The 20,163-nt window shown below is 67.9% G+C and carries 23 protein-coding genes; 9 read left to right on the forward strand and 14 right to left on the reverse strand.

The features are described from left to right. Nucleotides 1-8 precede the first annotated feature (8 nt). The 3 genes from AC3WOE_RS26020 to bufA2 form a co-directional block, all read right to left on the reverse strand. Nucleotides 9-788, reverse strand: coding sequence for an HvfC/BufC family peptide modification chaperone (locus AC3WOE_RS26020; protein WP_492694635.1), 780 nt, complete (start codon nt 786-788; stop codon nt 9-11). Further along, nucleotides 785-1,606: an MNIO family bufferin maturase gene (gene bufB / locus AC3WOE_RS26025; protein ID WP_492694637.1), complete on the reverse strand. Its 822-nt coding sequence runs from the start codon at nt 1,604-1,606 to the stop codon at nt 785-787. The genes AC3WOE_RS26020 and bufB overlap by 4 nt, the downstream gene beginning before the upstream one ends. Nucleotides 1,607-1,739: 133 nt before the next feature. After that, nucleotides 1,740-1,994, reverse strand: a complete 255-nt coding sequence (bufA2, locus tag AC3WOE_RS26030; protein WP_492694639.1) for a BufA2 family periplasmic bufferin-type metallophore — start codon at nt 1,992-1,994, stop codon at nt 1,740-1,742. Nucleotides 1,995-2,215: 221 nt separating this feature from the next. Between bufA2 and AC3WOE_RS26035 the strand changes: the two genes are divergently transcribed. The 6 genes from AC3WOE_RS26035 to AC3WOE_RS26060 all read left to right on the forward strand — a co-directional run bounded on the left by AC3WOE_RS26035 (nt 2,216) and on the right by AC3WOE_RS26060 (nt 8,998). Continuing rightward, on the forward strand, nt 2,216-3,097 hold the full coding sequence (locus tag AC3WOE_RS26035) for an N-acetylmuramic acid 6-phosphate etherase (protein ID WP_492694640.1): 882 nt from the start codon (nt 2,216-2,218) through the stop codon (nt 3,095-3,097). Then, nucleotides 3,094-4,374 (forward strand): MFS transporter, encoded by a 1,281-nt coding sequence (locus AC3WOE_RS26040; RefSeq protein WP_492694642.1) that lies wholly within the window; start codon nt 3,094-3,096, stop codon nt 4,372-4,374. The genes AC3WOE_RS26035 and AC3WOE_RS26040 overlap by 4 nt, the downstream gene beginning before the upstream one ends. Then, nucleotides 4,371-5,507 (forward strand): acyltransferase family protein, encoded by a 1,137-nt coding sequence (locus tag AC3WOE_RS26045; protein WP_492694643.1) that lies wholly within the window; start codon nt 4,371-4,373, stop codon nt 5,505-5,507. Before AC3WOE_RS26040 ends, AC3WOE_RS26045 begins: the two co-directional genes overlap by 4 nt. A gap of 4 nt (nt 5,508-5,511) precedes the next feature. After that, nucleotides 5,512-6,783, forward strand: coding sequence for a glycoside hydrolase family 10-like protein (locus AC3WOE_RS26050; RefSeq protein WP_492694645.1), 1,272 nt, complete (start codon nt 5,512-5,514; stop codon nt 6,781-6,783). Between the two features lie 84 nt (nt 6,784-6,867). Further along, on the forward strand, nt 6,868-8,130 hold the full coding sequence (locus tag AC3WOE_RS26055; protein WP_492694647.1) for a glycerophosphodiester phosphodiesterase family protein: 1,263 nt from the start codon (nt 6,868-6,870) through the stop codon (nt 8,128-8,130). An 88-nt stretch (nt 8,131-8,218) separates the two neighbouring features. After that, nucleotides 8,219-8,998: a substrate-binding periplasmic protein gene (locus AC3WOE_RS26060; RefSeq protein WP_492694649.1), complete on the forward strand. Its 780-nt coding sequence runs from the start codon at nt 8,219-8,221 to the stop codon at nt 8,996-8,998. Here the strand turns inward: AC3WOE_RS26060 and AC3WOE_RS26065 are convergent. Continuing rightward, nucleotides 8,946-9,557, reverse strand: coding sequence for a flavodoxin family protein (locus AC3WOE_RS26065; RefSeq protein WP_492694651.1), 612 nt, complete (start codon nt 9,555-9,557; stop codon nt 8,946-8,948). The genes AC3WOE_RS26060 and AC3WOE_RS26065 overlap by 53 nt on opposite strands. A gap of 183 nt (nt 9,558-9,740) precedes the next feature. Here AC3WOE_RS26065 and AC3WOE_RS26070 point away from each other — a divergent pair, with 183 nt between their 5' ends. Then, the gene (locus AC3WOE_RS26070; RefSeq protein WP_492694653.1) at nt 9,741-10,385 is read left to right on the forward strand and encodes a hypothetical protein; all 645 of its coding nucleotides are present in this window, start codon (nt 9,741-9,743) and stop codon (nt 10,383-10,385) included. Here AC3WOE_RS26070 and AC3WOE_RS26075 read toward each other — a convergent pair whose 3' ends face one another. Further along, nucleotides 10,386-10,763, reverse strand: a complete 378-nt coding sequence (locus tag AC3WOE_RS26075; RefSeq protein WP_492694655.1) for a DUF779 domain-containing protein — start codon at nt 10,761-10,763, stop codon at nt 10,386-10,388. A gap of 35 nt (nt 10,764-10,798) precedes the next feature. Further along, nucleotides 10,799-12,322: an acetaldehyde dehydrogenase ExaC gene (gene exaC, locus AC3WOE_RS26080; protein WP_492694656.1), complete on the reverse strand. Its 1,524-nt coding sequence runs from the start codon at nt 12,320-12,322 to the stop codon at nt 10,799-10,801. 385 nt (nt 12,323-12,707) lie between these two features. On the opposite strand from exaC, the gene AC3WOE_RS26085 reads away from it, so the two are divergent. Together AC3WOE_RS26085 and AC3WOE_RS26090 are read left to right on the forward strand one after the other, a co-directional pair. Beyond that, on the forward strand, nt 12,708-14,450 hold the full coding sequence (locus tag AC3WOE_RS26085) for a PQQ-dependent methanol/ethanol family dehydrogenase (protein WP_492694658.1): 1,743 nt from the start codon (nt 12,708-12,710) through the stop codon (nt 14,448-14,450). A gap of 73 nt (nt 14,451-14,523) precedes the next feature. After that, nucleotides 14,524-14,829, forward strand: coding sequence for a high-potential iron-sulfur protein (locus tag AC3WOE_RS26090; RefSeq protein ID WP_492694660.1), 306 nt, complete (start codon nt 14,524-14,526; stop codon nt 14,827-14,829). Between the two features lie 232 nt (nt 14,830-15,061). Here the strand turns inward: AC3WOE_RS26090 and AC3WOE_RS26095 are convergent, their stop codons facing one another. The 8 genes from AC3WOE_RS26095 to pqqB form a co-directional block, all read right to left on the reverse strand. Further along, nucleotides 15,062-15,358: a hypothetical protein gene (locus AC3WOE_RS26095; protein WP_492694662.1), complete on the reverse strand. Its 297-nt coding sequence runs from the start codon at nt 15,356-15,358 to the stop codon at nt 15,062-15,064. Nucleotides 15,359-15,678: 320 nt separating this feature from the next. After that, nucleotides 15,679-16,137: a hypothetical protein gene (locus AC3WOE_RS26100; protein WP_492694663.1), complete on the reverse strand. Its 459-nt coding sequence runs from the start codon at nt 16,135-16,137 to the stop codon at nt 15,679-15,681. A gap of 161 nt (nt 16,138-16,298) precedes the next feature. Beyond that, nucleotides 16,299-16,538 (reverse strand): hypothetical protein, encoded by a 240-nt coding sequence (locus tag AC3WOE_RS26105; RefSeq protein WP_492694665.1) that lies wholly within the window; start codon nt 16,536-16,538, stop codon nt 16,299-16,301. Nucleotides 16,539-16,687: 149 nt separating this feature from the next. Continuing rightward, nucleotides 16,688-17,392, reverse strand: a complete 705-nt coding sequence (locus tag AC3WOE_RS26110; RefSeq protein WP_492694666.1) for a hypothetical protein — start codon at nt 17,390-17,392, stop codon at nt 16,688-16,690. Nucleotides 17,393-17,394: 2 nt separating this feature from the next. Continuing rightward, a complete protein-coding gene (locus AC3WOE_RS26115; protein ID WP_492694668.1) occupies nt 17,395-17,889 on the reverse strand; it encodes a hypothetical protein in 495 nt (164 codons plus the stop codon). Beyond that, entirely contained in the window at nt 17,886-18,497 is a 612-nt protein-coding gene (locus tag AC3WOE_RS26120) for a hypothetical protein (protein ID WP_492694670.1), read from the reverse strand. Before AC3WOE_RS26120 ends, AC3WOE_RS26115 begins: the two co-directional genes overlap by 4 nt. Next, entirely contained in the window at nt 18,497-19,123 is a 627-nt protein-coding gene (locus tag AC3WOE_RS26125; protein ID WP_492694672.1) for a hypothetical protein, read from the reverse strand. The genes AC3WOE_RS26120 and AC3WOE_RS26125 overlap by 1 nt, the downstream gene beginning before the upstream one ends. Further along, nucleotides 19,120-20,055 (reverse strand): pyrroloquinoline quinone biosynthesis protein PqqB, encoded by a 936-nt coding sequence (pqqB, locus tag AC3WOE_RS26130; protein WP_492694674.1) that lies wholly within the window; start codon nt 20,053-20,055, stop codon nt 19,120-19,122. Before pqqB ends, AC3WOE_RS26125 begins: the two co-directional genes overlap by 4 nt. Nucleotides 20,056-20,163 lie beyond the last annotated feature (108 nt).

Here is a 20,163-nt window from a genome sequence, read left to right on the forward strand (position 1 = left end):
GCGCTCGGTCAGGGCGTTTGCAACAACCCGTCGGCCAACCAACGCTGCAAGGCGCCGATGACGGCCGGCGCAGCGGCTTCGGCGTCACCCAGCACTTCGGCAGCACGCTCGCAAAGTAGTGCAAAGGGCAGGCCGGCGGCCACGCCGTCCAGCAGCGCCGCCTCCAGGGGCTCCAGCGAACGCCAGCGCGTCTCCAGGCCCTGGCGCCAGGCCAGCAGCACATGGTCATGCGGCACCGGCTCGGGCAGCTCGGGCTGGTCGTCGCCTGACTCGGGCTCCCACTCGCGCAGCACGCGCCAGGCGGGTTCGATGGCGCAGGTCAGCGTCACACGCTGCACATGGGGCTGCAGCTGCAGGAGGAGGTCGGCCCAGTCATCGGGGCTCAATGCGGCCAGCGTCGCCGGGTCGAGCAGCGGCGCCTCGGCGGCATCGAAGGCGCCGCGCAACGCCCAGTCCATGCGGGCGAAGTCGACCAGGCTGGCGTGGGGCACGAGTTCCTCGTCGGCCGTGGCCATGAAGTCGGCCAGCCCGTGGCCGAACCAGCGGATGGACGGCTGCTGGCTGGGCCTGGCGTCGAGGTAGGCGCGGCCCAGCGCGTCGAAGGCGTCGTCGCCCAGGGCGCGGGCCAGCACCGTGAAGTTGTCGGTCAGGGCCGCGACGAGGCGCGCGCGGTAGGCGTGGCGGTAGACCTCCAGGCCCGTGGCGAAGTCGCCCGCCAGCAGGCCGGCGGCGTCGGCGCCGTCGCGGATGGCGGCGGCGAGTTGTTGCTGTTGCTGCGTGACGCTCATGCTTCGGCGGCCAGACGACGGGCGACGTTGAGCTCGGCCAGCAGGCTGTCCAGCGGTGGGATGTGGTCGTCGCGCTCGATCATGGTCGGCACGGCGCCGAAGCGCTTCACGGCGTGCTGGTAGAGCGCCCAGACCTCGTCGCGCACCGGATGGTCATGGGTGTCGATGACGATGTCGCCGCGGTCTTCATGCCCGGCGAGATGGATCTGGCGCACCGGCTCGACGGGGATGCCGTCGAGATAGGCGACGGGATCGAAGCCGTGGTTGCGGCCCGAGACATAGACGTTGTTGACGTCCAGCAGCAGCTGGGCGCCGGTGGCCTTGAGCAGCTGGGCGATGAAGTCCCACTCCGTCATCTCGTCGGCCGCGAAGCGCACATAGCTGGACACGTTCTCCAGCACCAGCGGCCGGCCGAGGATGTCCTGCACCTGGGCAATGCGGCCGCCGACGTGGTCCAGGGCCGCGCGTGTCAGCGGCACCGGCAGCAGGTCATGCAGCTGGCTGTGGGCGTCCGCACTCCAGCAGAGGTGATCGGACACCCAGCCCGGCTCGAGCCGGTCGGCCAGGGTTTTCAATTCACGCAGATAGCCGAGATCCAGCGGCGCCGGCCCGGCGACGGACAGGGACACGCCATGCATGACCAGGGGGTAGTCCGCCCGGATGCGCTCCAGATGCACCAGCGGCGAGCCGCCCGGCACCAGGTAGTTCTCGGAAATGATCTCCAGCCAGTCGGGCTTGACGGCGGCATCGACGCCGGCCTCGAAGGCGGCGTAATGCTCGACGCGCAAGCCGAGGCCAAAGCCTTGAATCTTGGTCATGTCGTCACAAACGAAAACGACGTGCGGCCGCAGGCTCGCACGCCATCAAGCGGCAGCCGTGGAACTGGCTTTGCCAGGCCACTGGCTGCGCCCCCTTTGAGGGGGAGGCGCGTCAAGCGCCCCGGGGGTGGTCTTACTTCTCGACCTTGCCGCCAGCCTTGGTGCACTCGTCAGCGCTCTTCTTGCTGACCCAGCCCTGGCCCTTGCAGCCGTTGTGGCCCTTGCAGTCGCTCTTGGCGGTCTTGCACTCGGAAGTGCCCTTGCAGCCGTTCACGCCGGAGCACTTGACCATGCCGTCGGCCGCAGCAGCGGTCATGGGCACGGCGGTGGCGAACAGGGCGGCAGCGGCGGCAGCGATGCCCAGGCCGGTCTTCAGGGATGCGTTCATGTGGAGTCTCCAGAAAAGAAAGTGGATAGATCGGGTAATCACCACAGGTCGGCCCTGAACAGCGGAACCGACTTGCCAGCTTGCGTCGAAATGACCTTGCCAGTCCTTACAGCCAGCCAGCAGATTCTGATTACCTGACGTTATGACCGCAATGGCGCGTGGCATTCGTCATGCCTCGATGCCAACCGCTAGAGTCCGGCAGCTTGCTGCCAACCTCTCTCATGTTGAACACCGAAACACCGAGCACCCGGCATCCCGACCTGGATACCTACGCCACGCCGGCCCTGCTGGATGCATTCATAGACGACCAGACCGCCGCCATCGCCGCCGTGAAGGCCGCCGCGCCCCAACTGGCCGCGGCCGTGGACGCTGCCCTGCCCCGCATCCGCGCCGGCGGCCGCCTGCTCTATGCCGGTGCCGGCACCTCGGGCCGCCTCGGCGTGCTCGACAGCGTGGAGCTCTACCCCACCTTTTCCTGGCCGCGTGAGCGGGCCGTGGCCGTCATTGCCGGCGGTGCCGGCGCCATGTTCGTCGCCGTCGAGGGTGCGGAGGACGACCGCGCCCAGGGCGCCGCCGATCTCGCCGCGCTGAACCCCGGCCCCAACGACGTCGCCCTGCTGCTGGCGGCCTCGGGCGGCACCCCCTATGTCTTGGGGGCCATCGAAGCCGCCCGCGCGGCAGGTGCGCTGACCATAGGCTTCGCCAACAACCCGGGCGCCCCCGTCACCCGGCAGGCGGAGATCGGCATCACGCTGGACACCGGCGCCGAGGTCATCTCCGGCAGCACCCGGCTCAAGGCCGGCACCTCGCAGAAGATCGCGCTGAACACCTTCTCGTCGGCCCTGATGGTCAGGCTCAACAAGGTCTACGGCAATCTCATGGTGGACCTGAAGGCGACCAATGCCAAGCTCGTCAAGCGGGCCGTGGCGCTGACGGTGCGAGCCTCGGGCGCCGGCGAGGCCGAAGCGCAGGCGGCGCTGGCCCAGTGCGACCACCATGTGAAGACGGCCCTCGTGATGCTCAAGCGCGGCGTGGGCGTTGACGCGGCGCGAGCGCTGCTGGATGCCGCCGACGGCAACGTGGGCCGGGCCCTGGCCGCGTGAGCACGGCCCAGCGTTCGCCGTGGGCGTGGATCCCCACGCTCTACTTCGCCCAGGGCATTCCCTATGTCGTCGTCATGACGCTGTCGGTGGTGTTCTACAAGAACCTCGGCATCTCCAACACCGACATCGCCCTCTACACGAGCTGGCTCTACCTGCCCTGGGTCATCAAGCCCTTGTGGTCGCCGCTGGCCGAGCTGTTCGGCACCAAGCGCGCCTGGGTGGCGGTGCTGCAGTTCTTCGTCGGCGCGGCGCTGGCAGGCGTGGCACTGACCATCCCCGCCGACAAGGTCTTCCAGCTGTCACTGGCCGTCTTCTGGCTGATGGCCTTCGCCTCGGCCTCACACGACATCGCCGCCGACGGCTATTACATGCTGGCCCTGCCCCAGCACCAGCAGGCGGCGTTCGTCGGCGTGCGTTCCACCTTCTACCGCCTGGCCAATATCGGCGGCCAGGGCGGCCTGGTCTATCTGGCCGGTGAGCTGACCGAGCGCACCGGCAGCGTGGTGAAGGCCTGGACAGTCGTGTTCTGGTTGCTCGCCTGCCTGTTCGTGCTGCTGGCCCTGTGGCACGCCGCCGTGCTGCCGCGCCCCGCCGCCGACGTGCGCGGCCCGGGCCGCAGCGCGGCGCGCGGCCTGCTGGCCGAGTTCTTCGCCGTCTTCGCCAGTTTTTTCAGGAAGCCCGGCATCGCCGTCACGCTGGGCTTCCTGCTGCTCTACCGCTTCCCCGAGGCCCAGCTGCTGAAGCTCGCCAGCCCCTTCCTGCTCGACCCCGTCGACAAGGGTGGCCTGGGCCTGTCCACCAAGGCCGTCGGCATCGCCTACGGCACCGTGGGCCTCACGGCCCTGACCCTGGGCGGTCTGTTCGGCGGCTGGGTCATCTCCCGCATCGGGCTCAAGAAGGCGCTGTGGCCCCTGGTGCTGGCCATGCATGTGCCCAACGTCGCCTTCCTGCTGCTGGCGTTGACCCACCCCGCCAGCCTGGCCCTCATCAGCACGGCCCTGGCCGTCGAGCAGTTCGGTTATGGCCTCGGCTTCACCGCCTATCTGATGTACATGATCCACGTGGCCGATGGCCCGCAGAAAACCGCCCACTACGCCATCTGCACCGGCTTCATGGCCCTGGGCATGATGATCCCCGGCATGTGGAGCGGCTGGCTGCAGGACCACATCGGCTATGTGCCCTTCTTCGCCTGGGTGCTGGTGGCCACGCTGCCGAGCATCGCGATGGCCGCGCTGATCAAGGTGCCGGACGGTTTCGGCAAGAAGGTTGACGAGTGAACAACGGTCGCATCCTCAGCCTGGACGCCTTCCGCGGCTTCGCCATCGCGGCCATGCTGCTGGTCAACAACCCGGGCGACTGGGGCAACGTCTACGCGCCGCTGCTGCACGCGCACTGGAACGGCTGGACCTTCACCGACTGGGTCTTCCCCTTCTTCGTCTTCATCAGCGGCATGGCGATGACGATCAGCCTGGCGCGCCGCGCCCAGGCCGGGGCGGACAAGACCGCCCTGCTGCTGAGCACCTCGCGCCGGGCCCTCGTCATCATCGGCATCGGCCTGCTGCTCAATCTGATCCCCTACTTCAACTTCGAGACCCTGCGCATCCCCGGTGTGCTGCAACGTCTGGGCCTTTGCACGCTGGCGGCGGCGCCCATCGTCATCTGGTGCGGCCGGCGCGGCGTGGCGATCTGGGCCGTGGCGCTGATGGCCGTCTACTCGGTCGTGCAGCTGGGCCTGCCGATGCCGGATGCGGAAGGCGTCGTCCACGTCGGCCTGCTGGAGCCGGGCAAGGACGTCGGCGCCTGGCTGGACCGTCTGCTGCTCGACGGCCATCTGTGGAAACAGGCCAGGACCTGGGACCCCGAGGGCCTGCTGTCGACGCTGCCCGCCGTCGCGTCGCAGCTGCTCGGCGTGTTGGCCGGCTATGTGCTCGCCTCGAAGAAGCAGCCCGCCGAGAAGGCCATGACCTGGGTCCTCGCCGGCCTGGCCTCGCTGTGGCTGGGCCAGGTGCTGGATGGCTTGCTGATGCCCATCAACAAATCGCTGTGGACGCCATCCTATGTGTTCGCGATGGCCGGCTGGGCCCTGCTCGTCTTCGCCGTCTTCTACTGGCTGCTGGACGCCATGCCGCAGCCACTGGCCCGCCAGCGCTGGGCGCGCCTGTTCCATCCGCTGGTCGTCTTCGGCATGAACGCCCTCTTCCTGTTCGCGCTGTCGGGCCTGGTGGCCAAGCTGCTCTACACGGTCAAGTTCGCCGACGGCAGTACGCTGGGCCGCGTCCTCTACGCGCCGCTGCGGGATTCGGGCCTCGCCCCCGTCAACGCCTCGCTGCTGCACGCCATCGCCTTCGTGCTCGTTATGTACGCCATCGCCTGGCTGATGTACCGCAAGCACTGGTTCGTGAAAGTCTGAAGCCATGAAACGCCGCGATCTGCTCAGTCTCGCCTCCGTCCCGCTGCTCAGCGCCTGCGCGACGCCACCGGCGCCTGCGCCCATGGTGCTGCCTGGCGAAGCCGCATTGGCGCCGACACCACCGGCCTCCGCACCCGCCGTAGCGGCGTCCACGACGCCCGCCCCGCCGCGCGAATGGCGGGCCGCCTGGATCGCCACCGTCGCCAACATCGACTGGCCCAGCAAGCCCGGCCTGAGCGCCGAAGCCCAGCAGGCCGAGATCAAGACCCTGTGCGACACCGCCGTGCGCATCGGCCTCAATGCCCTGATCCTGCAGGTGCGCACCAGCGCCGATGCGCTGTACGAGTCCAAGCTCGAGCCCTGGAGCGAGTACCTGACCGGCACCCAGGGCCAGAGCCCTGGCTATGACCCGCTCGCCGTCTGGCTGGCCGAGGCGCGAGCCCGCAGCCTGGAGCTGCATGCCTGGATCAACCCCTACCGTGCACGGCACAGCACCGCCAAATCGGCCCTGGCCGAGACCCACATCGGCCGCGGCCGCGACTGGGTCAAGCGCTATGGCGACCAGCTCTGGATGGACCCGGGCGACCCCGCCGCCGCCGAGCAGACCCTGGCCGTCGTGCGCGACATCCTGAGCCGCTACGCCGTCGACGGCATCCACATCGACGACTACTTCTATCCCTATCCCGTCAACGACCCCGTCACCAAGCAGGAGGTCGACTTTCCCGACGAGACGAGCTGGCAGCGCTACGTCGCCAAGGGCGGATCGCTGAACCGCGCCGACTGGCGCCGCTACAACGTCAACACCCTGGTGCAGCGCCTGTACGCGCTGGCCCACGAGGTGCGGCCCGGCACGCGCGTCGGCGTCAGCCCCTTCGGCATTCCCAAGCCGTCTGCACGCCCTGCCGGCATCAGCGGCTTCAGCCAGTACGACAAGCTCTATGCCGACGTCGAGCTGTGGCTGCGCGAGGGCTGGATGGACTATCTCGCGCCCCAGCTCTACTGGCCGCGCGCGCAAACCGCCCAGGCCTTCGAGCCGCTGCTGCAGGCCTGGCGTGCTTCCAACCCGCTGGGCCGGCCCATCCATCCGGGCCTGTTCACCAGCCGCATCAACGACACCGACAAGAGCTGGCAGCCCGACGAGGTGCTGGCCCAGATCGACAGCATCCGCCACCTGTCGCCGGGCAGCGGCCACATCCACTTCAGCATGGCGGCGCTGGCGCAGAACCGCCGGGGCATCGCGGACGCGCTGCGCAGCGGACCCTACGCCGCCCCCTAACTTCACGTCGCCTGGGCTGCCGCCTGTCACGGCGGCTTCATCGCCTCTGGCTTAGCGTGCGGGTTGTCCACCCCTGGAGACCTCATGCACCGCACCCTCGCCCGCCTCGCGCTGCTGGCCCTGGCCACCGCCAGCCTGCCCGCCTTCGCCCATGACAATGACGGCGATCGCCGCGGCGGCATCGCCAGCGTGCAGCTCGGCCCGCGCCCCTTCTTCCTCGTCAACGACATGCCCGAGGGCGCACTGAAGAAGCGCCTGCAGCACTGCGCCGCCACACGCGAGAGCTACCGCCCCACGCTGTTCTCCATCGGCCACCGCGGTGCGGCCCTGCAGTTCCCCGAGCACACCAGGGAGAGCTACGAGGCCGCCGCGCGCATGGGCGCCGGCATCGTCGAATGCGACGTCACCTTCACCAAGGACAAGGAACTGGTCTGCCGCCACGCGCAGAACGACCTGCACACGACGACCAATATCCTCGCCACGCCGCTGGCGAGCAAATGCATCAAGCCCTTCACGCCGGCCGTCTTCGATGCCGCCGGCACCCTGGTCGCACCGGCTGCCGCCGAATGCCGCACCAGCGAGCTGACGCTGGCCGAGTTCAAGACCCTGCGCGGCAAGATGGATGCCTTCAACCCGCGCGGCCGCACCGTGGCGGAGTACATGGCCGGCACGCCCAACTGGCGCACCGACCTCTACGCCGGCCCCACCAGCGGCACCCTGCTGTCGCTGAAGGAAGCCATCGCGCTCTACCAGCAGCTCGGCGTGAAGATGACACCCGAGCTGAAGGCGCCCAGCGTCGTCATGCCCTTCGACGGCTTCACCCAGGCCGCCTATGCGCAGAAGATGATCGACACGCACAAGGCCGCCGGCGTGCCGGCTCGCGACGTCTGGGCCCAGAGCTTCGACCTCAACGACATCCTCTACTGGGTCAAGAACGAGCCGGCCTTCGCCCGCCAGGCCGTCTATCTCGACGACGCCAATGGGCCGGCCGACCTGCCCACCGCCGAGCAGCTCAAGGCCTGGCGCGCCCAGGGCGTGCGCATCGTCGCGCCGCCGCTGTGGGCGCTGCTGGCTGCCGACACCAGTGGCAACCTGCTGCCCTCGCAATACGCGCGCAACGCCAAGGCCGCGGGCCTGGACATCATCACCTGGTCGCTGGAGCGCAGCGGCATCCTGGCCGACGGCAACAACGGCTCCTACTACCAGACCTTCGACAGCGCCATCACCCGCGAGGGCGACATGTTCCGCATGCTGGACGTGATGGCCCAGGACATCGGCGTCATCGGCGTGTTCTCGGACTGGCCGGCCACCGTCAGCTTCTACGCCAATTGCACCGGGCAGAAATAGGGTGGCGCGGGCGGGCCCGCCCGCGCCCCTTGGTCATGACCTTGGCGAAGGACTACATTGCGTCTGACTCCTCGCCCGTCCTTCCGGCATGCGCTCCGTCGTCCGCCTCCTGTGCCTCGTCTTCGCCCTGTCCGGCGCGTTGGCGTCGGCGTGCGAGCTGCGCATGACCTGGAAGCACGATCCGCCCTACCAGTACCAGGACGACCAGGGCCGCCTCTCCGGCCTGGAGATCGAGGTGGCCTACGCGGCGGCGGCCCGCCTGCAGTGCCGGCTGCTGACCGTGGAACTGCCCTTCGCCCGCGCCATGGCCGAGCTGGAGGCCGGCCGCATCGACATCGTCCCCGGCGTATTGCCCACCGCCGAGCGCGAGCGCTACGCCCGCTTCTCGCTGCCGGGCATGCGCACGCGCAATCTCGTCTTCCTGCGCAGCGACCTCGCACCTGACCCACGCCTTGCCACCCTGGACGACCTGCGTGCGTCCGACCTGCGCGTCGGCCTGGAGCGCGGCACCGCCTACCGGGACGAGCTGAAGGCCCGGTTGCAGCGGCCCGGCATGGAGCGCCGGCTGGAGGAGGCGACCAGCCTCGAGGGCCTGCTGCGCATGCTGCAGATGCAGCGCATCGACGCCTTCGTGGCCGACGAGTACTCGACCGCCTATCTGGCCCGGCAGCTCGGCCTGGCCTCGTCCATCAAGGCCAGCACCCTCGTCATCGACAACGAGGCCCCGGTGTTTGCCTTCTCGCGGCGCAGCGTCGCCGCAGCCACCGTGGAGCGCTTCAACACGATCCTCGAGGCGCTGCGGCGCGATGGCACCCTCAAGCGGCTTGAGGGCCGCTTCCTGACCGCCCCGACGCCGCCGCCGCGCTGACCAGCAGCCGCGCCGCCGCGGCCATCGCGGCCTCGTCCTTCAACACGTCGCCGGGCCGGCTGCCGTCGCCCAGCACCACGCCGCCCCAGCGCATCTTCATGTAGTCGGCGCTGAAGCGCAGGCTGTCCACCAGCGGCGCGGCCAGATGAGGTTCGTCGCCGCTGCTGGTGGCACACAGCAGATGCATCGCCTTGCCGGCCATGCGCGGCTTGAAGTCCAGGCCCGGCACGCGCATGAATCCACTCCAGTGGTCGAGATAGAGCTTGAGCGGGGCCGGCAGGCTGTACCAGTACAGCGGCGTGGCGACGAGCAGGTCGGTCGCCCACAGCGTGTCCTTCAGCGCACGGCCGAGGTCGCCCTCGGGCTCGGGGTAGTGGCCGCCGCCCTCGTGGCGGATGTCGACGAAGGGTGGCAGGGCCAGTTCGGCCAGGCGCAGCCAGCGCACTTCGACGTCCGCGGGCAAGGCCCCGACGGCCGCCCGGGCCATCAGCTCGGCATTGCCGTCGGCGCGGGTGCTGGCGAGCAGGACGAGGATGCGGCGGTTCGCGGATTCCGTCATGGCAAGGGATGAAGTTTGGGGCTGCCCATGATGGCCCGGAGTCCTGATCCCCCGCCTGTCGCGGGACAAATCCTCGAATCGGCTCCCGCCCACCCCCATCCGCGGGGCGCCCCCCAGGCCTTGGGGTGGGCACGACCGCCGCTTCGGTCGCCCAATGGCACAGCAGCCTTTCGGAGACCCGCCATGCGCCGCACCCTTGTCGCTCTTGCCCTGTCCGCCGCGGGCCTTTCCCAGGCCGCCACCGTGTCCGTCTACGCCAACCTGGCCGCATGGCAGGCGGCCGTCGGCGGGCCGGGCCAGGCACAGGACTTCACCGGCTTTGCCCCCAGCGCCGACCTGACCGGCGTGGCGGTGCTGCCGGGCGTCACGCTGTCGAGCAACCTCGGCCCGGTGCAGACCTTTGCGCAGACGGCCATGGCCTTCGGCCCGCGCGCCAACGGCAATGCCTTCTACGAGGCCCACTACGCCCTGCCCTTCCTCGCGGTCGCCCTGGACATCACCGGCTTCGAAGCCATCCCCGGCGTGCCCAGCACCGCCATCGACCCCGGCCTGCTGTCCTTCCTGTTCAGCGACGGCACGACGCAGGACATCGCCATCTCCGGCGGCAGCGGCGCGCCCATCTTCGTCGGCATCCTGTCGAACAGCGCCATCACGTCCCTGCGCTGGACCGAGGCGCACGAAGGCAATGGCGGCAACGAGGAGACGGGGCTGGACAACCTGCGCGTGGCCCTGCGCAGCGCCACCAACCCACTGCCCTTGCCGGGCACGCTGCCCCTGGCCTTGCTGGCCCTGGGCGCACTGCCGCTGGTGCGCCGCCAGCGCGATTGATCAGACCGCTTCTATCGGGGCCAGCCGCGGCACTTCCTCATCGGTCCACAGCCGGAAGAAGGCGACGAAGTGCCGGCCCGAGCCGTCCTCCAGGCCGAAGCTGCCGCTGTTGCCCGGCGCCACATCCAGCGTCATCTGCAGGCCCGCGAGGTAGTCGCATTGCGCCTCGCTGGCATAGACCGGGACGCCATCCACACGGCCGAGCAGGCGATCACCGGCGTTCAGCTTCAGCTCATGCACGGCAAAGCACATCGGTGCGCTGCCGGCGCAGCAGCCATGCGATTGGTAGAACAGCAGCTCACCGTGGTCGCGCCTGAGCTGGGCGATCAGCGCCAGCGCGGCTTCGGTGGCCTGCACGCGGGGAATCGATTCCGTCATGGCAAAAGGGGCGGCCGAGGCCGCCCCACTTTGCTTCAGAAGAAGCCCAGTGCGTTGGGGCTGTAGCTGACCAGCAGATTCTTGGTCTGCTGGTAGTGGTCGAGCATGGCCTTGTGGGTCTCGCGACCGATGCCCGATTCCTTGTAGCCGCCGAAGGCAGCATGCGCCGGGTAGGCGTGATAGCAATTCGTCCAGACGCGGCCGGCCTGGATGCCGCGGCCCAGGCGATAGGCGCGGCTGCCGTCGCGGCTCCACACGCCGGCACCGAGGCCATAGGGCGTGTCGTTGGCGATGGCCAGGGCCTCGGCTTCCGTCTTGAAGGTGGTCACGGCCAGCACCGGGCCGAAGATCTCCTCGCGGAAGATGCGCATGTTGTTGTGGCCCTGGAACAGCGTCGGCTGGATGTAGTAGCCGCCGGCCAGGTCGCCACCGAGCTGGGCGCGCTCGCCGCCGATCAGCACCTTGGCGCCCTCTTCCTTGCCGAGCGCCAGATAGGTCTGGATCTTGTCCATCTGCATGGCCGAGGCCTGGGCGCCCATCATGGTGTCGGTGTCCAGCGGGTTGCCCTGCTTGATGGCCGCCACGCGCTTGACGGCACGCTCCATGAACTTGTCGTAGATGCTTTCCTGGATCAGCGCGCGGCTGGGGCAGGTGCAGACCTCGCCCTGGTTGAAGGCGAACAGCACCAGGCCTTCGATGGCCTTGTCGAGGAAGGCGTCGTCCTCGGCCATCACGTCCTCGAAGAAGATGTTGGGGCTCTTGCCGCCCAGCTCCAGCGTGGCCGGGATCAGGTTGCTGGCCGCTGCCTGGGCGATGACCTTGCCGGTGGCGGTCGAGCCCGTGAAGGCGATCTTGGCGATGCGCTTGCTGTTGGCCAGCGGCATGCCGGCCTCGCGGCCGAAGCCGTTGACGATGTTGAGCACGCCGGCCGGCAGCAGGTCGGCGATCAGCTCGGTCAGCACCAAGAGGCTGATGGGCGTGCTCTCGGCGGGCTTGAGCACGACGCAATTGCCGGCACCCAGGGCGGGCGCCAGCTTCCAGGCCGCCATCAGGATGGGGAAGTTCCAGGGAATGATCTGGCCGACGACGCCGAGCGGCTCGTGGAAGTGATAGGCGATGGTGTTGTGGTCGATCTCGCTGAGCGCGCCTTCCTGCGCCCGCACGCAGCCGGCGAAATAGCGGAAGTGGTCGACCGCCAGCGGGATGTCGGCATTCAGGGTCTCGCGGATGGGCTTGCCGTTGTCGACGGTCTCGGCGTAGGCCAGCAGCTCGAGGTTCTGCTCGATGCGGTCGGCGATCTTCAGCAGCAGGTTGGCACGCTCGGCGGGCGGCACGGCCGCCCACTTGGCGGCGGCGGCGTGGGCGGCGTCCAGGGCCTTGTCGATGTCGGCGGCGGTGGAGCGCGCAGCTTGCGTGTAGACCTTGCCGTTGATGGGCGAGATCACGTCGAAGTACTGACCTTCGACGGGCGGCACGAAGGCGCCGCCGATGAAGTTGTCGTAGCGGGGCTTGTAGGCGATCTTGGCGCCGGCTTGGCCGGGGGCGGCGTAAACGGTCATGGCTTGTCTCCTGCGAAAGGGGTTGTGGCTCCCCTTCAACGCAGAACCCGTGCCAACCCCTTGCAGGCGCTCCCCAGCCCGTTGCGGCGGCCCGCGCTTGAGGGAAACCACCCGCCGACTGTTTCAGCCTGGAGCAGTTTGGAGCAGTGCGGGACAGCGCGCGGCGACCGCGAGCACCGACTGCTCCAAACCGCCGCTGTCACACCGCGACGCAGCGGGGAGCAGGGACGTCCGTAGAAGCCAGCAGGCGCGACACGCCGACACGCCCACAACTGCTCCATCTCGCCGCGTTTTGGATTGGCATGGAGCTTGCGCTTTGACTGCTCATCCGCCCGCCGCAGCAACACCGGCCCGCGGACATCCATCAACACCGGAGACAAACACCATGCAACTCAAGCCCCTCGTCGCGCTGATGTCCCTGGGCCTCGTGGCCCTGGGCGGCGCCAACGCCGCCGTGACCGAGCAGATGATCGAAGCCTCGTCCAAGTCCGGCCAGGAAGTCCTGTCCTGGGGCCTGGGCACGCAGGGCCAACGCCATTCGCCGCTCAAGCAGGTCAACACAACCAACGTCGCCAAGCTGGTGCCGGCCTGGGCCTTCTCCTTCGGCGGCGAGAAGCAGCGCGGCCAGGAGTCGCAGCCGCTGATCCACAACGGCAAGATGTTCGTGACGGCGTCCTACTCGCGCATCTTCGCGCTGGACGCCGCCACTGGCGCCAAACTGTGGAAGTACGAGCACCGCCTGCCCGACGGCATCATGCCCTGCTGCGACGTCGTCAACCGCGGCGCGGCCCTGTTCGACAACCTCGTCATCTTCGCCACGCTGGACGCCCAGCTCGTGGCCCTGGACCAGAACACCGGTGACGTGGTCTGGAAGGAAAAGATCGACGACTACGCCGCCGGCTACTCGGCCACGGCCGCGCCCATCATCGCCAACGGCCTGCTGCTGACCGGCGTGTCGGGCGGCGAGTTCGGTGTCGTCGGACGCGTCGAGGCGCGCGACCCCAAGACCGGCAAGATGGTCTGGACCCGCCCCACCGTCGAGGGCCATATGGGCTACATCTGGGACAAGGACGGCAACAAGCGCGAGAACGGCGTCTCGGGCACGCCGGGCAAGAGCTGGCCCGGCGACCTGTGGAAGACCGGCGGCGCGGCCACCTGGCTGGGCGGCACCTTCGATCCCAAGACCGGCCTCGCTTACTTCGGCGCCGGCAATCCCGCGCCGTGGAACAGCCATCTGCGCCAGGGCGACAACCTGTTCAGCTGCTCCACCGTCGCCATCGACGTGAAGACCGGCCAGATCAAGTGGCATTACCAGGGCACGCCCAACGACGGCTGGGACTTCGACGGCGTCAACGAGTTCATCACCTTCGACATGGACGGCAAGCGCATGGGCGCCAAGGCCGACCGCAACGGCTTCTTCTACGTGCTGGACGCCAACAACGGCCAGCTGGCCAACGCCTTCCCCTTCGTCAAGAAGATCAGCTGGGCCACCGGCATCGACCTGAAGACCGGCCGGCCCAACTTCGTGCCCGAGAACCGCCCTGGCGATCCGACCGCCGGCGCCGACGGCAAGAAGGGCAACTCGGTGTTCTCGTCGCCTTCCTTCCTGGGCGGCAAGAACCAGATGCCCATGGCCTACAGCCCCGACACCAAGCTCTTCTACGTGCCGTCCAACGAATGGGGCATGGAGATCTGGAACGAGCCCATCGCCTACAAGAAGGGCGCGGCCTATCTGGGCGCCGGCTTCACCATCAAGACGCTCAACGACGACTACATCGGCGCCCTGCGCGCGGTCGACCCCAAGACCGGCAAGATCGTCTGGGAGGTCAAGAACAACGCGCCGCTGTGGGGCGGCGTGCTGACCACCGCCGGCAACCTCGTGTTCTGGGGCACGCCGGAAGGCTGGCTCAAGGCCGCGGACGCCAAGACCGGCAAGGTCGTCTGGCAATTCCAGACCGGCTCGGGCGTCGTCGCGCCGCCGGTGTCCTGGCAGCAGAACGGCGAGCAATACATCAGCGTCGTCTCAGGCTGGGGCGGTGCCGTGCCGCTGTGGGGGGGCGACGTGGCCAAGAAGGTCAGCTTCCTGGAGCAGGGCGGCATGGTCTGGGTGTTCCGACTCTCGAAGTAAGCCACTCGTCTCTTCCTCTCAAGGCGCCGGCCCGCAAAGGCAGGCCGGCGCCTTTCCTTTGCCCGAGTCCATCATGAATCCCACCCGCCGCATCTTCATGTTCCAGGCCACCACGGCCTGCCTGGCCGTGCCGGCCATTGCTCAAACCACCCAGGTCGACGAAGCCAGCGAGACCGCCGTCGCCCTCGGCTACAAGCACGACGCGAGCAAGGTCGACAAAGCGAAGTTCCCCAAGTACCAGGCCGGCGAGCACTGCGCCAACTGCCAGTTCTGGCAGGCCAAGCCGACGGAGGCTTGGAGCAATTGCGCGATGTTCGGGCGCAAGGCCCAAGTCGCGAACAAGGGCTGGTGCAACGCCTGGGCGAAGGCGGCGGGCTGAGCGCCAGCCGGGCTCGCTGAACAGGAGCCCGCTGGGTCGATCACATGGAAGCGGCTGTCGGCTTCAGGCTGATGGCAGTCCTCCGCCTTGGCGCGTTCAGCCGACGGCTTCCGACCCTGAGCGGACATGGAACCATGCCAGATTGGACGGCGAAAACCTGACGTTCAACGCTGACATCGGGCGGCCCGGACTGCACATCAGGCAAGGGTCGGTGGCAATTTCCGATTAGCGCTCATTCCTCTGCGTACAGAGTTGGGCGCACGACCCATGGTGAATCAGCCGCCGATCGAACAGCTTCATAGCCGCGCGGAATTGCGCTGTGCAACTGGAGCTCCGGAAAACTCTGGTAAAGGCAATCCAGCCCGACAACCAAGCCGTCCTCAGGATCCTCTGTCGTGTCGCAGAGTACCTGCCAGGCGCCGTCTTCGTCGTGAAGGACAGCAAGTACCGGATAGCCAAGCTTCATTACCTGCCGCGTTGTTACGCAGGCTGTATTTGGCGGCACGTCAAAAGGCCAGTCTGATTGCATAGCGCTAATGTGCAAAGCAGGAAGCCGCCCCGGCGCCTCCTATTGGAAGTAGGTCTCAGCAGGCATCCGGCGCTCGCGAGATTTAGCCCGAAGAATTGTCCATGATCGACCAGCTCCGTGGCACAGAAGCAAACAGCCGTCGAAGACTGCTCTTGGCCGACTGCGTACCTCCGCCGGAGTCGACACGAAGAACGACTCACGCTGCGGAGCGGCCGCCGGCTTCAGGCAGGTTGCGCTCCTGCGCTTGGCGCATCCGGCCGACAGCTTCCGACCGTGAACGGTCATGTGCTGCGGCCATATCACAGGACCGGAGCGGTCGTTCACCGTTGAAGCTGACCCGCAGGCGGCGGCTCGTCGACACGAGTCGGCTTGAGTGATTGGCTAGGGCTCAGGAGGCGCAGGAAGTCGGCGAGAGAAGAGTAGCTGGGACCTCCCCGGCGGGATATCCCGCCTGTGGCGGCATCCACAATGATTGGGTGCTCATCCGGCAGAGCAGCAATGCCCACCCGGGGCGTAACAGTCCATTTGCCGCGGCTCAGCTCCGGGACACCAACCGCGCCACAGTTCGAGATGTGGACCGCCATGTAAAGAGAGGCCACCGCTTGTGCTTGTATGGCGCTTAACCCCTGCTCGATGTCCACGTCCCGCAACGTCATCATGTCGTCGGTACTAGCAATCTGTTCGAGCACAGCTCGGTCGGTCGGGACTCTCCAAGAGACCTCAACTGCAGAGCAGCTTCCAGCCAGCCCGAAGAGGAGCACCAGCAGCAGTGTGGACAAGCACGATTTCACTTGAGTCCTAGGTGTCTATGCGAATCGATAACGATTCCTTCCCAACATTTGAGCATCTGCGCAGACCACCCGCTAGGCCTTCCGATATACGTAGCTCGAGGGCTCATTTTCGAGAGCGCATGCTCGTATCGACGGACCCGTCTTCCCGATCATGGCGGCGTCAAGTCGATGCCGAGCATCGAGCCCAGGCCGAATGTCAGGAACAGCAGGGCGACGAGCAACAGCACGAAGGCGACACCCGCCCTGGCGGCCGCCCAAAGCACCACGCGCCCTGACTCAGGCCCTTTCTCGCTTTTTGCCTTGTCGTAGTGCCACTTGACGGCGAGGAACATTCCGATTCCCAGCACGCCCACTTTGAACACGATAAGGACGGTGGGGACCCATTCCATGATTTCGATGATGCAGCCATCTAGCTGACGCTGTCTTCCGTAAGGCGAACGAGCACAGCAACTGCTTGCCACTGTGCCCTCGGCGGGATGAAAAAACAGGTTCAGATTCGTAGAAATCGCACCGGATCAGATGGGCGCGCCCCGCGGCATCACTTCCAGCTCTCCAGCTCCAGCGTTCGCGAACCGCCCACCAGCATCGGCGAGGTGGACGGCTCGTTGCGTTCCAGCTTCACGAGGCCGACGCCGCGGCAATACCACTCGACGGTGGTCAGTGGCTGGTCGCGATAGCCGCTGATGGCGTCGACAAAGATCTTCACCAGCGCGCTGCCGCGCACGCGCAGGCAGGGCGAGAAGCGGCCGGCCGGTGTCTGCACCGCGTCGGCCACGGCCTCGATCTCGTAGGTCATCGGGATGCTGGGATGGCTGTGCTTGATCTCGCGCGGGTACTCGGCCGTGCGCATCAGCAGATAGGCCGTCGTCGGTGCCTGCCATTGCGTGCCCACGGCGTACGGCGCCTTCAGCACATAACGGTCCCGCGCATCGGCCACCGGCTCGGCCTGCATGTCGCTCTTGCTGGCCACGCGCCGGATGCCGGCGGCGTCGGCGCGCAGCCAGTAGTCCACGCCGCTGTCGCTGCGGCGCTGCCAGGCCGGTTGATCGTCCAGCACCAGCGTCGTCGAGCCCAGGGTGCGCAGGGTCAGGCTCTCGCGCTCGGGCGCGTCCGCGCCGCTGCGCGTCGTCACCGTGTAGGTCCAGCGGTGGCCGGCTTCAAGGGGGAACCAGGACTGGCCTTCGGGCGTGCGGCTGCAACCAGCCAATGCCATCAGCGTGAACAGAAGACTGCGACGGCGCATGGTCACTTCTCGGGCAGTTGAGGCAGCGGCATATCGCGCAACTTCACCTGTTGCTCATCGCTGCCCGGCCTCAGCCAAGCCAATCCCTTGCGGCCCACCTTGGGCTCAGCCGTGCCGAGCTGCGCGATGCCATTGCGCACCTTCTTCAGGCCCTCGTTGAGCAGGGCGTGCAGGTCTTTGGCATAGGGCAGCTGATAGGCGCGCGGCTGGGCGGCGGGCTTGCCGTCCTCGATGGCGTTGACCCACACGTAGAGGGCACCTTCGCGCTTGGCCGTCGGCTCCTCGATGACGGCGGCCAGCAAAACAAAGCGCTCGGGCAGTGCGTCGCCGCTGGGCCAGCCCCACAGCGTGTGGATGGCGCTCTCGGCGTAGAAGTAGAAGGCGCTGACGCCGACGACCAGCAGGCCACGCAGCCAGGCGGGCCAGCGCGATTGCAGCAGGGCGAGCAGGCACAGCAGCAGCAGGGCGGCAAAACTCAGGATGATGGGCAGGGTCATGGTCTTTGCATCAAGCTCTTGGGCAAGGTGTTGACGTTGACGACGCTGCCGTCGGGCAGCAGCGTGAAGCGCACGGCCGTGGCCTCGTCGCCCTGGCGGGCGAGCTTGACGGTGCCGTAGAAGACGACGTCGGCGCGCGGGTTGACCTTGATGACGGTCACGGTCACCGGCACAGCCTGGCCGTCGTGGGACTGGTAGTACTGGGCGTTAACGACGAACTCGCCCGGCACCAGGCCGCGGATGGTCACCACCTCCTGGCGGAAGGGACTCTGGATCTTCTGGCCGTTGATGATGGTGGAGGCATTGCCCTCGCCGCGGTCGTCGCGGTCCAGGTACATCAGGCCGGCCTCGCGCTGGCGGAACCACACCAGGTTGCCGCCGGGGTCCTGCACCCAGGTGTCGATGTCGTTGGGGCTGTTGTCGGGCCAGGCGACATTGATCAGGTACTCGGCCTTGGACGGCACGTCGCCCGCCTTGGTGGCGCGCGGGTTCATGGCCAGCAGGGCCACGATGAAGCAGAAGACAAAGCCGATCAGCAGGTTGAACAGCATGTCGTAGAAGGGGTCGACCTCTGCTTCACGCGAGCCGCGGCGACGGGCGCGGGTCATCACTCGCCCCCTTGCAAGGCTGAGCGTTGAATGTCCGCCACCAGTGCATCGGCAAAGCGATCGAGCCGCGTCAGCTGCAGCCCGAGCAGGATGTTGCCCACCAGGCCCACCATGGTCGTCAGCAGCGCCACGCCCAGGCCGGCCGTCAGGCTGCGCAGCAGCTCCTGCGACTGGGCCGGGTCGAAGCTGTGCAGCTTGCCGATGGACAGGGCCAGCATCGAGAAGCCGATGACCTTGCCGAGCAGGCCGAGCTTGAGCTGGATGCCGTTGACCCACCAGGCCGTGCCATGCGGGCCGTGGCTGTGTTCCAGCAGCAGATCGGTGGCGGTCGCGGCGTCATGCCGCAGCGCCGCTGCGTACTCGGCGGCCCACCCGGTCTCGCGGTCGTTCAGCAAGACCCGCTGGCGCTGGAGCTCGCGCGAGCGCTGGCCGCACCACAGCGTGGAGCACAGGAAGACGACGGCGATGACCAGCGTCAGCCCCGTCGGGTCGGCGCCCAGCAGCAGGGCCCAGACGCCGCGCACGCCGAGCAGCCAACTGCAGAAGGCCAGGCCGCCGACCAGGGTCAGCCATTCCAGCCACAACGGCTCGGCCTCGCGCCGACGAGGAGCGATGAGCGCCCTCATAGCTCGATCACCATGCCGTCGTGAGCCACCTCGATGCCCTGGTCCGCCAGCTCGCGGTGCTGGGCGCCGCCGCGGTCGAGGATGGGGTTGCTGTGGTGGATATGGGTCAGCACCTTGCGCGTTGCGCCGCTGGCCCTCAGCACCTCAATCATGCCGGGCCGCTCGCCATGGCGGGTCTGGGGCAGATGGCCCTTGTCGCTCGCGCTGACCGAGCCGACGCCCGCATCCCGCATGCCGTGCTCGGTCCAGAAGCTGCCGTCGACGACGATGCAGTCCGACTCGCGCATCCAGGCCATCTCGGCCTCGCCCACATCCGCCAGGGCCGGCGACAGGAAGAGGCGGCGGCCGCTGCGCACGTCCTGCACCTGCAGCGCGATGCACTCGCCCGCCGCTTCTCCACGCAAGCGCGCGTGTCGCGGTGTGCGCGCGGGCACGGCCACGGCGGTGAAGCGCAAGGCCGGAAAGCCCGGGATCTCGAAGCTGGCGCTGCGCCGGTCGCCGGCGATGGGCAGCATGCGCCAGCGCACCCGGCAGTAGCTCTCCAGCACATGCAGCAGCGGCAGGTCGGCGGTCAGGTCCTCGAAGACCAGCGGCGTGGCATAGACCTCCAGCTCGCGGCTTTCGCGCAGGCTGAGCAGGCCGGCGACATGGTGCAGCCGCGAGTCCAGCAGCACGACGGCGTGAATGGGTGTGTCACCCGCCTGCGTGGGCTGCAGGGCCCGCGTGCTGCGGATCTGCTGCGGCAGGTCGGGGCTGGCGTTGATCAGCAGCCAGCCCTCGCCGGGCCGGCCGTCCTGGGAGATGGCGATGGAGGACTGGGTGCGTGCGCTGGCGTCGAGTTCACCGCGCCGCCAGGCGCTGCACAGCCGGCAGTGGCAGTTCCACAGCGGGAAGCCACCGCCCGCGCCGGAGCCGAGCACGAGGAGCTTCATGAGGTGAAGCCCCGCAGAAGAAGACGGGACATGGAGGCAAGGGTTGGCAAGCGATGCACGCTTCAGTGCAAAACCCATGCCTTGCGAAAACTGCCCCTTCCCTAGGGT

This window comes from Roseateles sp. FW305-36, assembly GCF_058787015.1.

Excerpts from the sequence above, each read along its gene's own strand:
- bufB (WP_492694637.1), bottom strand. The coding sequence starts at position 1,606 with ATGACCAAGATTCAAGGCTTTGGCCTCGGCTTGCGCGTCGAGCATTAC.
- exaC (WP_492694656.1), bottom strand. The coding sequence starts at position 12,322 with ATGACCGTTTACGCCGCCCCCGGCCAAGCCGGCGCCAAGATCGCCTAC.
- AC3WOE_RS26055 (WP_492694647.1), top strand. The coding sequence starts at position 6,868 with ATGCACCGCACCCTCGCCCGCCTCGCGCTGCTGGCCCTGGCCACCGCC.
- AC3WOE_RS26115 (WP_492694668.1), bottom strand. The coding sequence starts at position 17,889 with ATGACCCTGCCCATCATCCTGAGTTTTGCCGCCCTGCTGCTGCTGTGC.
- AC3WOE_RS26070 (WP_492694653.1), top strand. The coding sequence starts at position 9,741 with ATGCGCCGCACCCTTGTCGCTCTTGCCCTGTCCGCCGCGGGCCTTTCC.
- AC3WOE_RS26075 (WP_492694655.1), bottom strand. The coding sequence starts at position 10,763 with ATGACGGAATCGATTCCCCGCGTGCAGGCCACCGAAGCCGCGCTGGCG.
- AC3WOE_RS26090 (WP_492694660.1), top strand. The coding sequence starts at position 14,524 with ATGAATCCCACCCGCCGCATCTTCATGTTCCAGGCCACCACGGCCTGC.
- AC3WOE_RS26125 (WP_492694672.1), bottom strand. The coding sequence starts at position 19,123 with ATGAGGGCGCTCATCGCTCCTCGTCGGCGCGAGGCCGAGCCGTTGTGG.
- bufA2 (WP_492694639.1), bottom strand. The coding sequence starts at position 1,994 with ATGAACGCATCCCTGAAGACCGGCCTGGGCATCGCTGCCGCCGCTGCC.
- AC3WOE_RS26120 (WP_492694670.1), bottom strand. The coding sequence starts at position 18,497 with ATGACCCGCGCCCGTCGCCGCGGCTCGCGTGAAGCAGAGGTCGACCCC.
- AC3WOE_RS26085 (WP_492694658.1), top strand. The coding sequence starts at position 12,708 with ATGCAACTCAAGCCCCTCGTCGCGCTGATGTCCCTGGGCCTCGTGGCC.
- AC3WOE_RS26105 (WP_492694665.1), bottom strand. The coding sequence starts at position 16,538 with ATGGAATGGGTCCCCACCGTCCTTATCGTGTTCAAAGTGGGCGTGCTG.
- AC3WOE_RS26095 (WP_492694662.1), bottom strand. The coding sequence starts at position 15,358 with ATGCAATCAGACTGGCCTTTTGACGTGCCGCCAAATACAGCCTGCGTA.
- AC3WOE_RS26060 (WP_492694649.1), top strand. The coding sequence starts at position 8,219 with ATGCGCTCCGTCGTCCGCCTCCTGTGCCTCGTCTTCGCCCTGTCCGGC.
- AC3WOE_RS26020 (WP_492694635.1), bottom strand. The coding sequence starts at position 788 with ATGAGCGTCACGCAGCAACAGCAACAACTCGCCGCCGCCATCCGCGAC.
- AC3WOE_RS26065 (WP_492694651.1), bottom strand. The coding sequence starts at position 9,557 with ATGACGGAATCCGCGAACCGCCGCATCCTCGTCCTGCTCGCCAGCACC.
- AC3WOE_RS26035 (WP_492694640.1), top strand. The coding sequence starts at position 2,216 with ATGTTGAACACCGAAACACCGAGCACCCGGCATCCCGACCTGGATACC.
- AC3WOE_RS26050 (WP_492694645.1), top strand. The coding sequence starts at position 5,512 with ATGAAACGCCGCGATCTGCTCAGTCTCGCCTCCGTCCCGCTGCTCAGC.
- AC3WOE_RS26110 (WP_492694666.1), bottom strand. The coding sequence starts at position 17,392 with ATGCGCCGTCGCAGTCTTCTGTTCACGCTGATGGCATTGGCTGGTTGC.
- pqqB (WP_492694674.1), bottom strand. The coding sequence starts at position 20,055 with ATGAAGCTCCTCGTGCTCGGCTCCGGCGCGGGCGGTGGCTTCCCGCTG.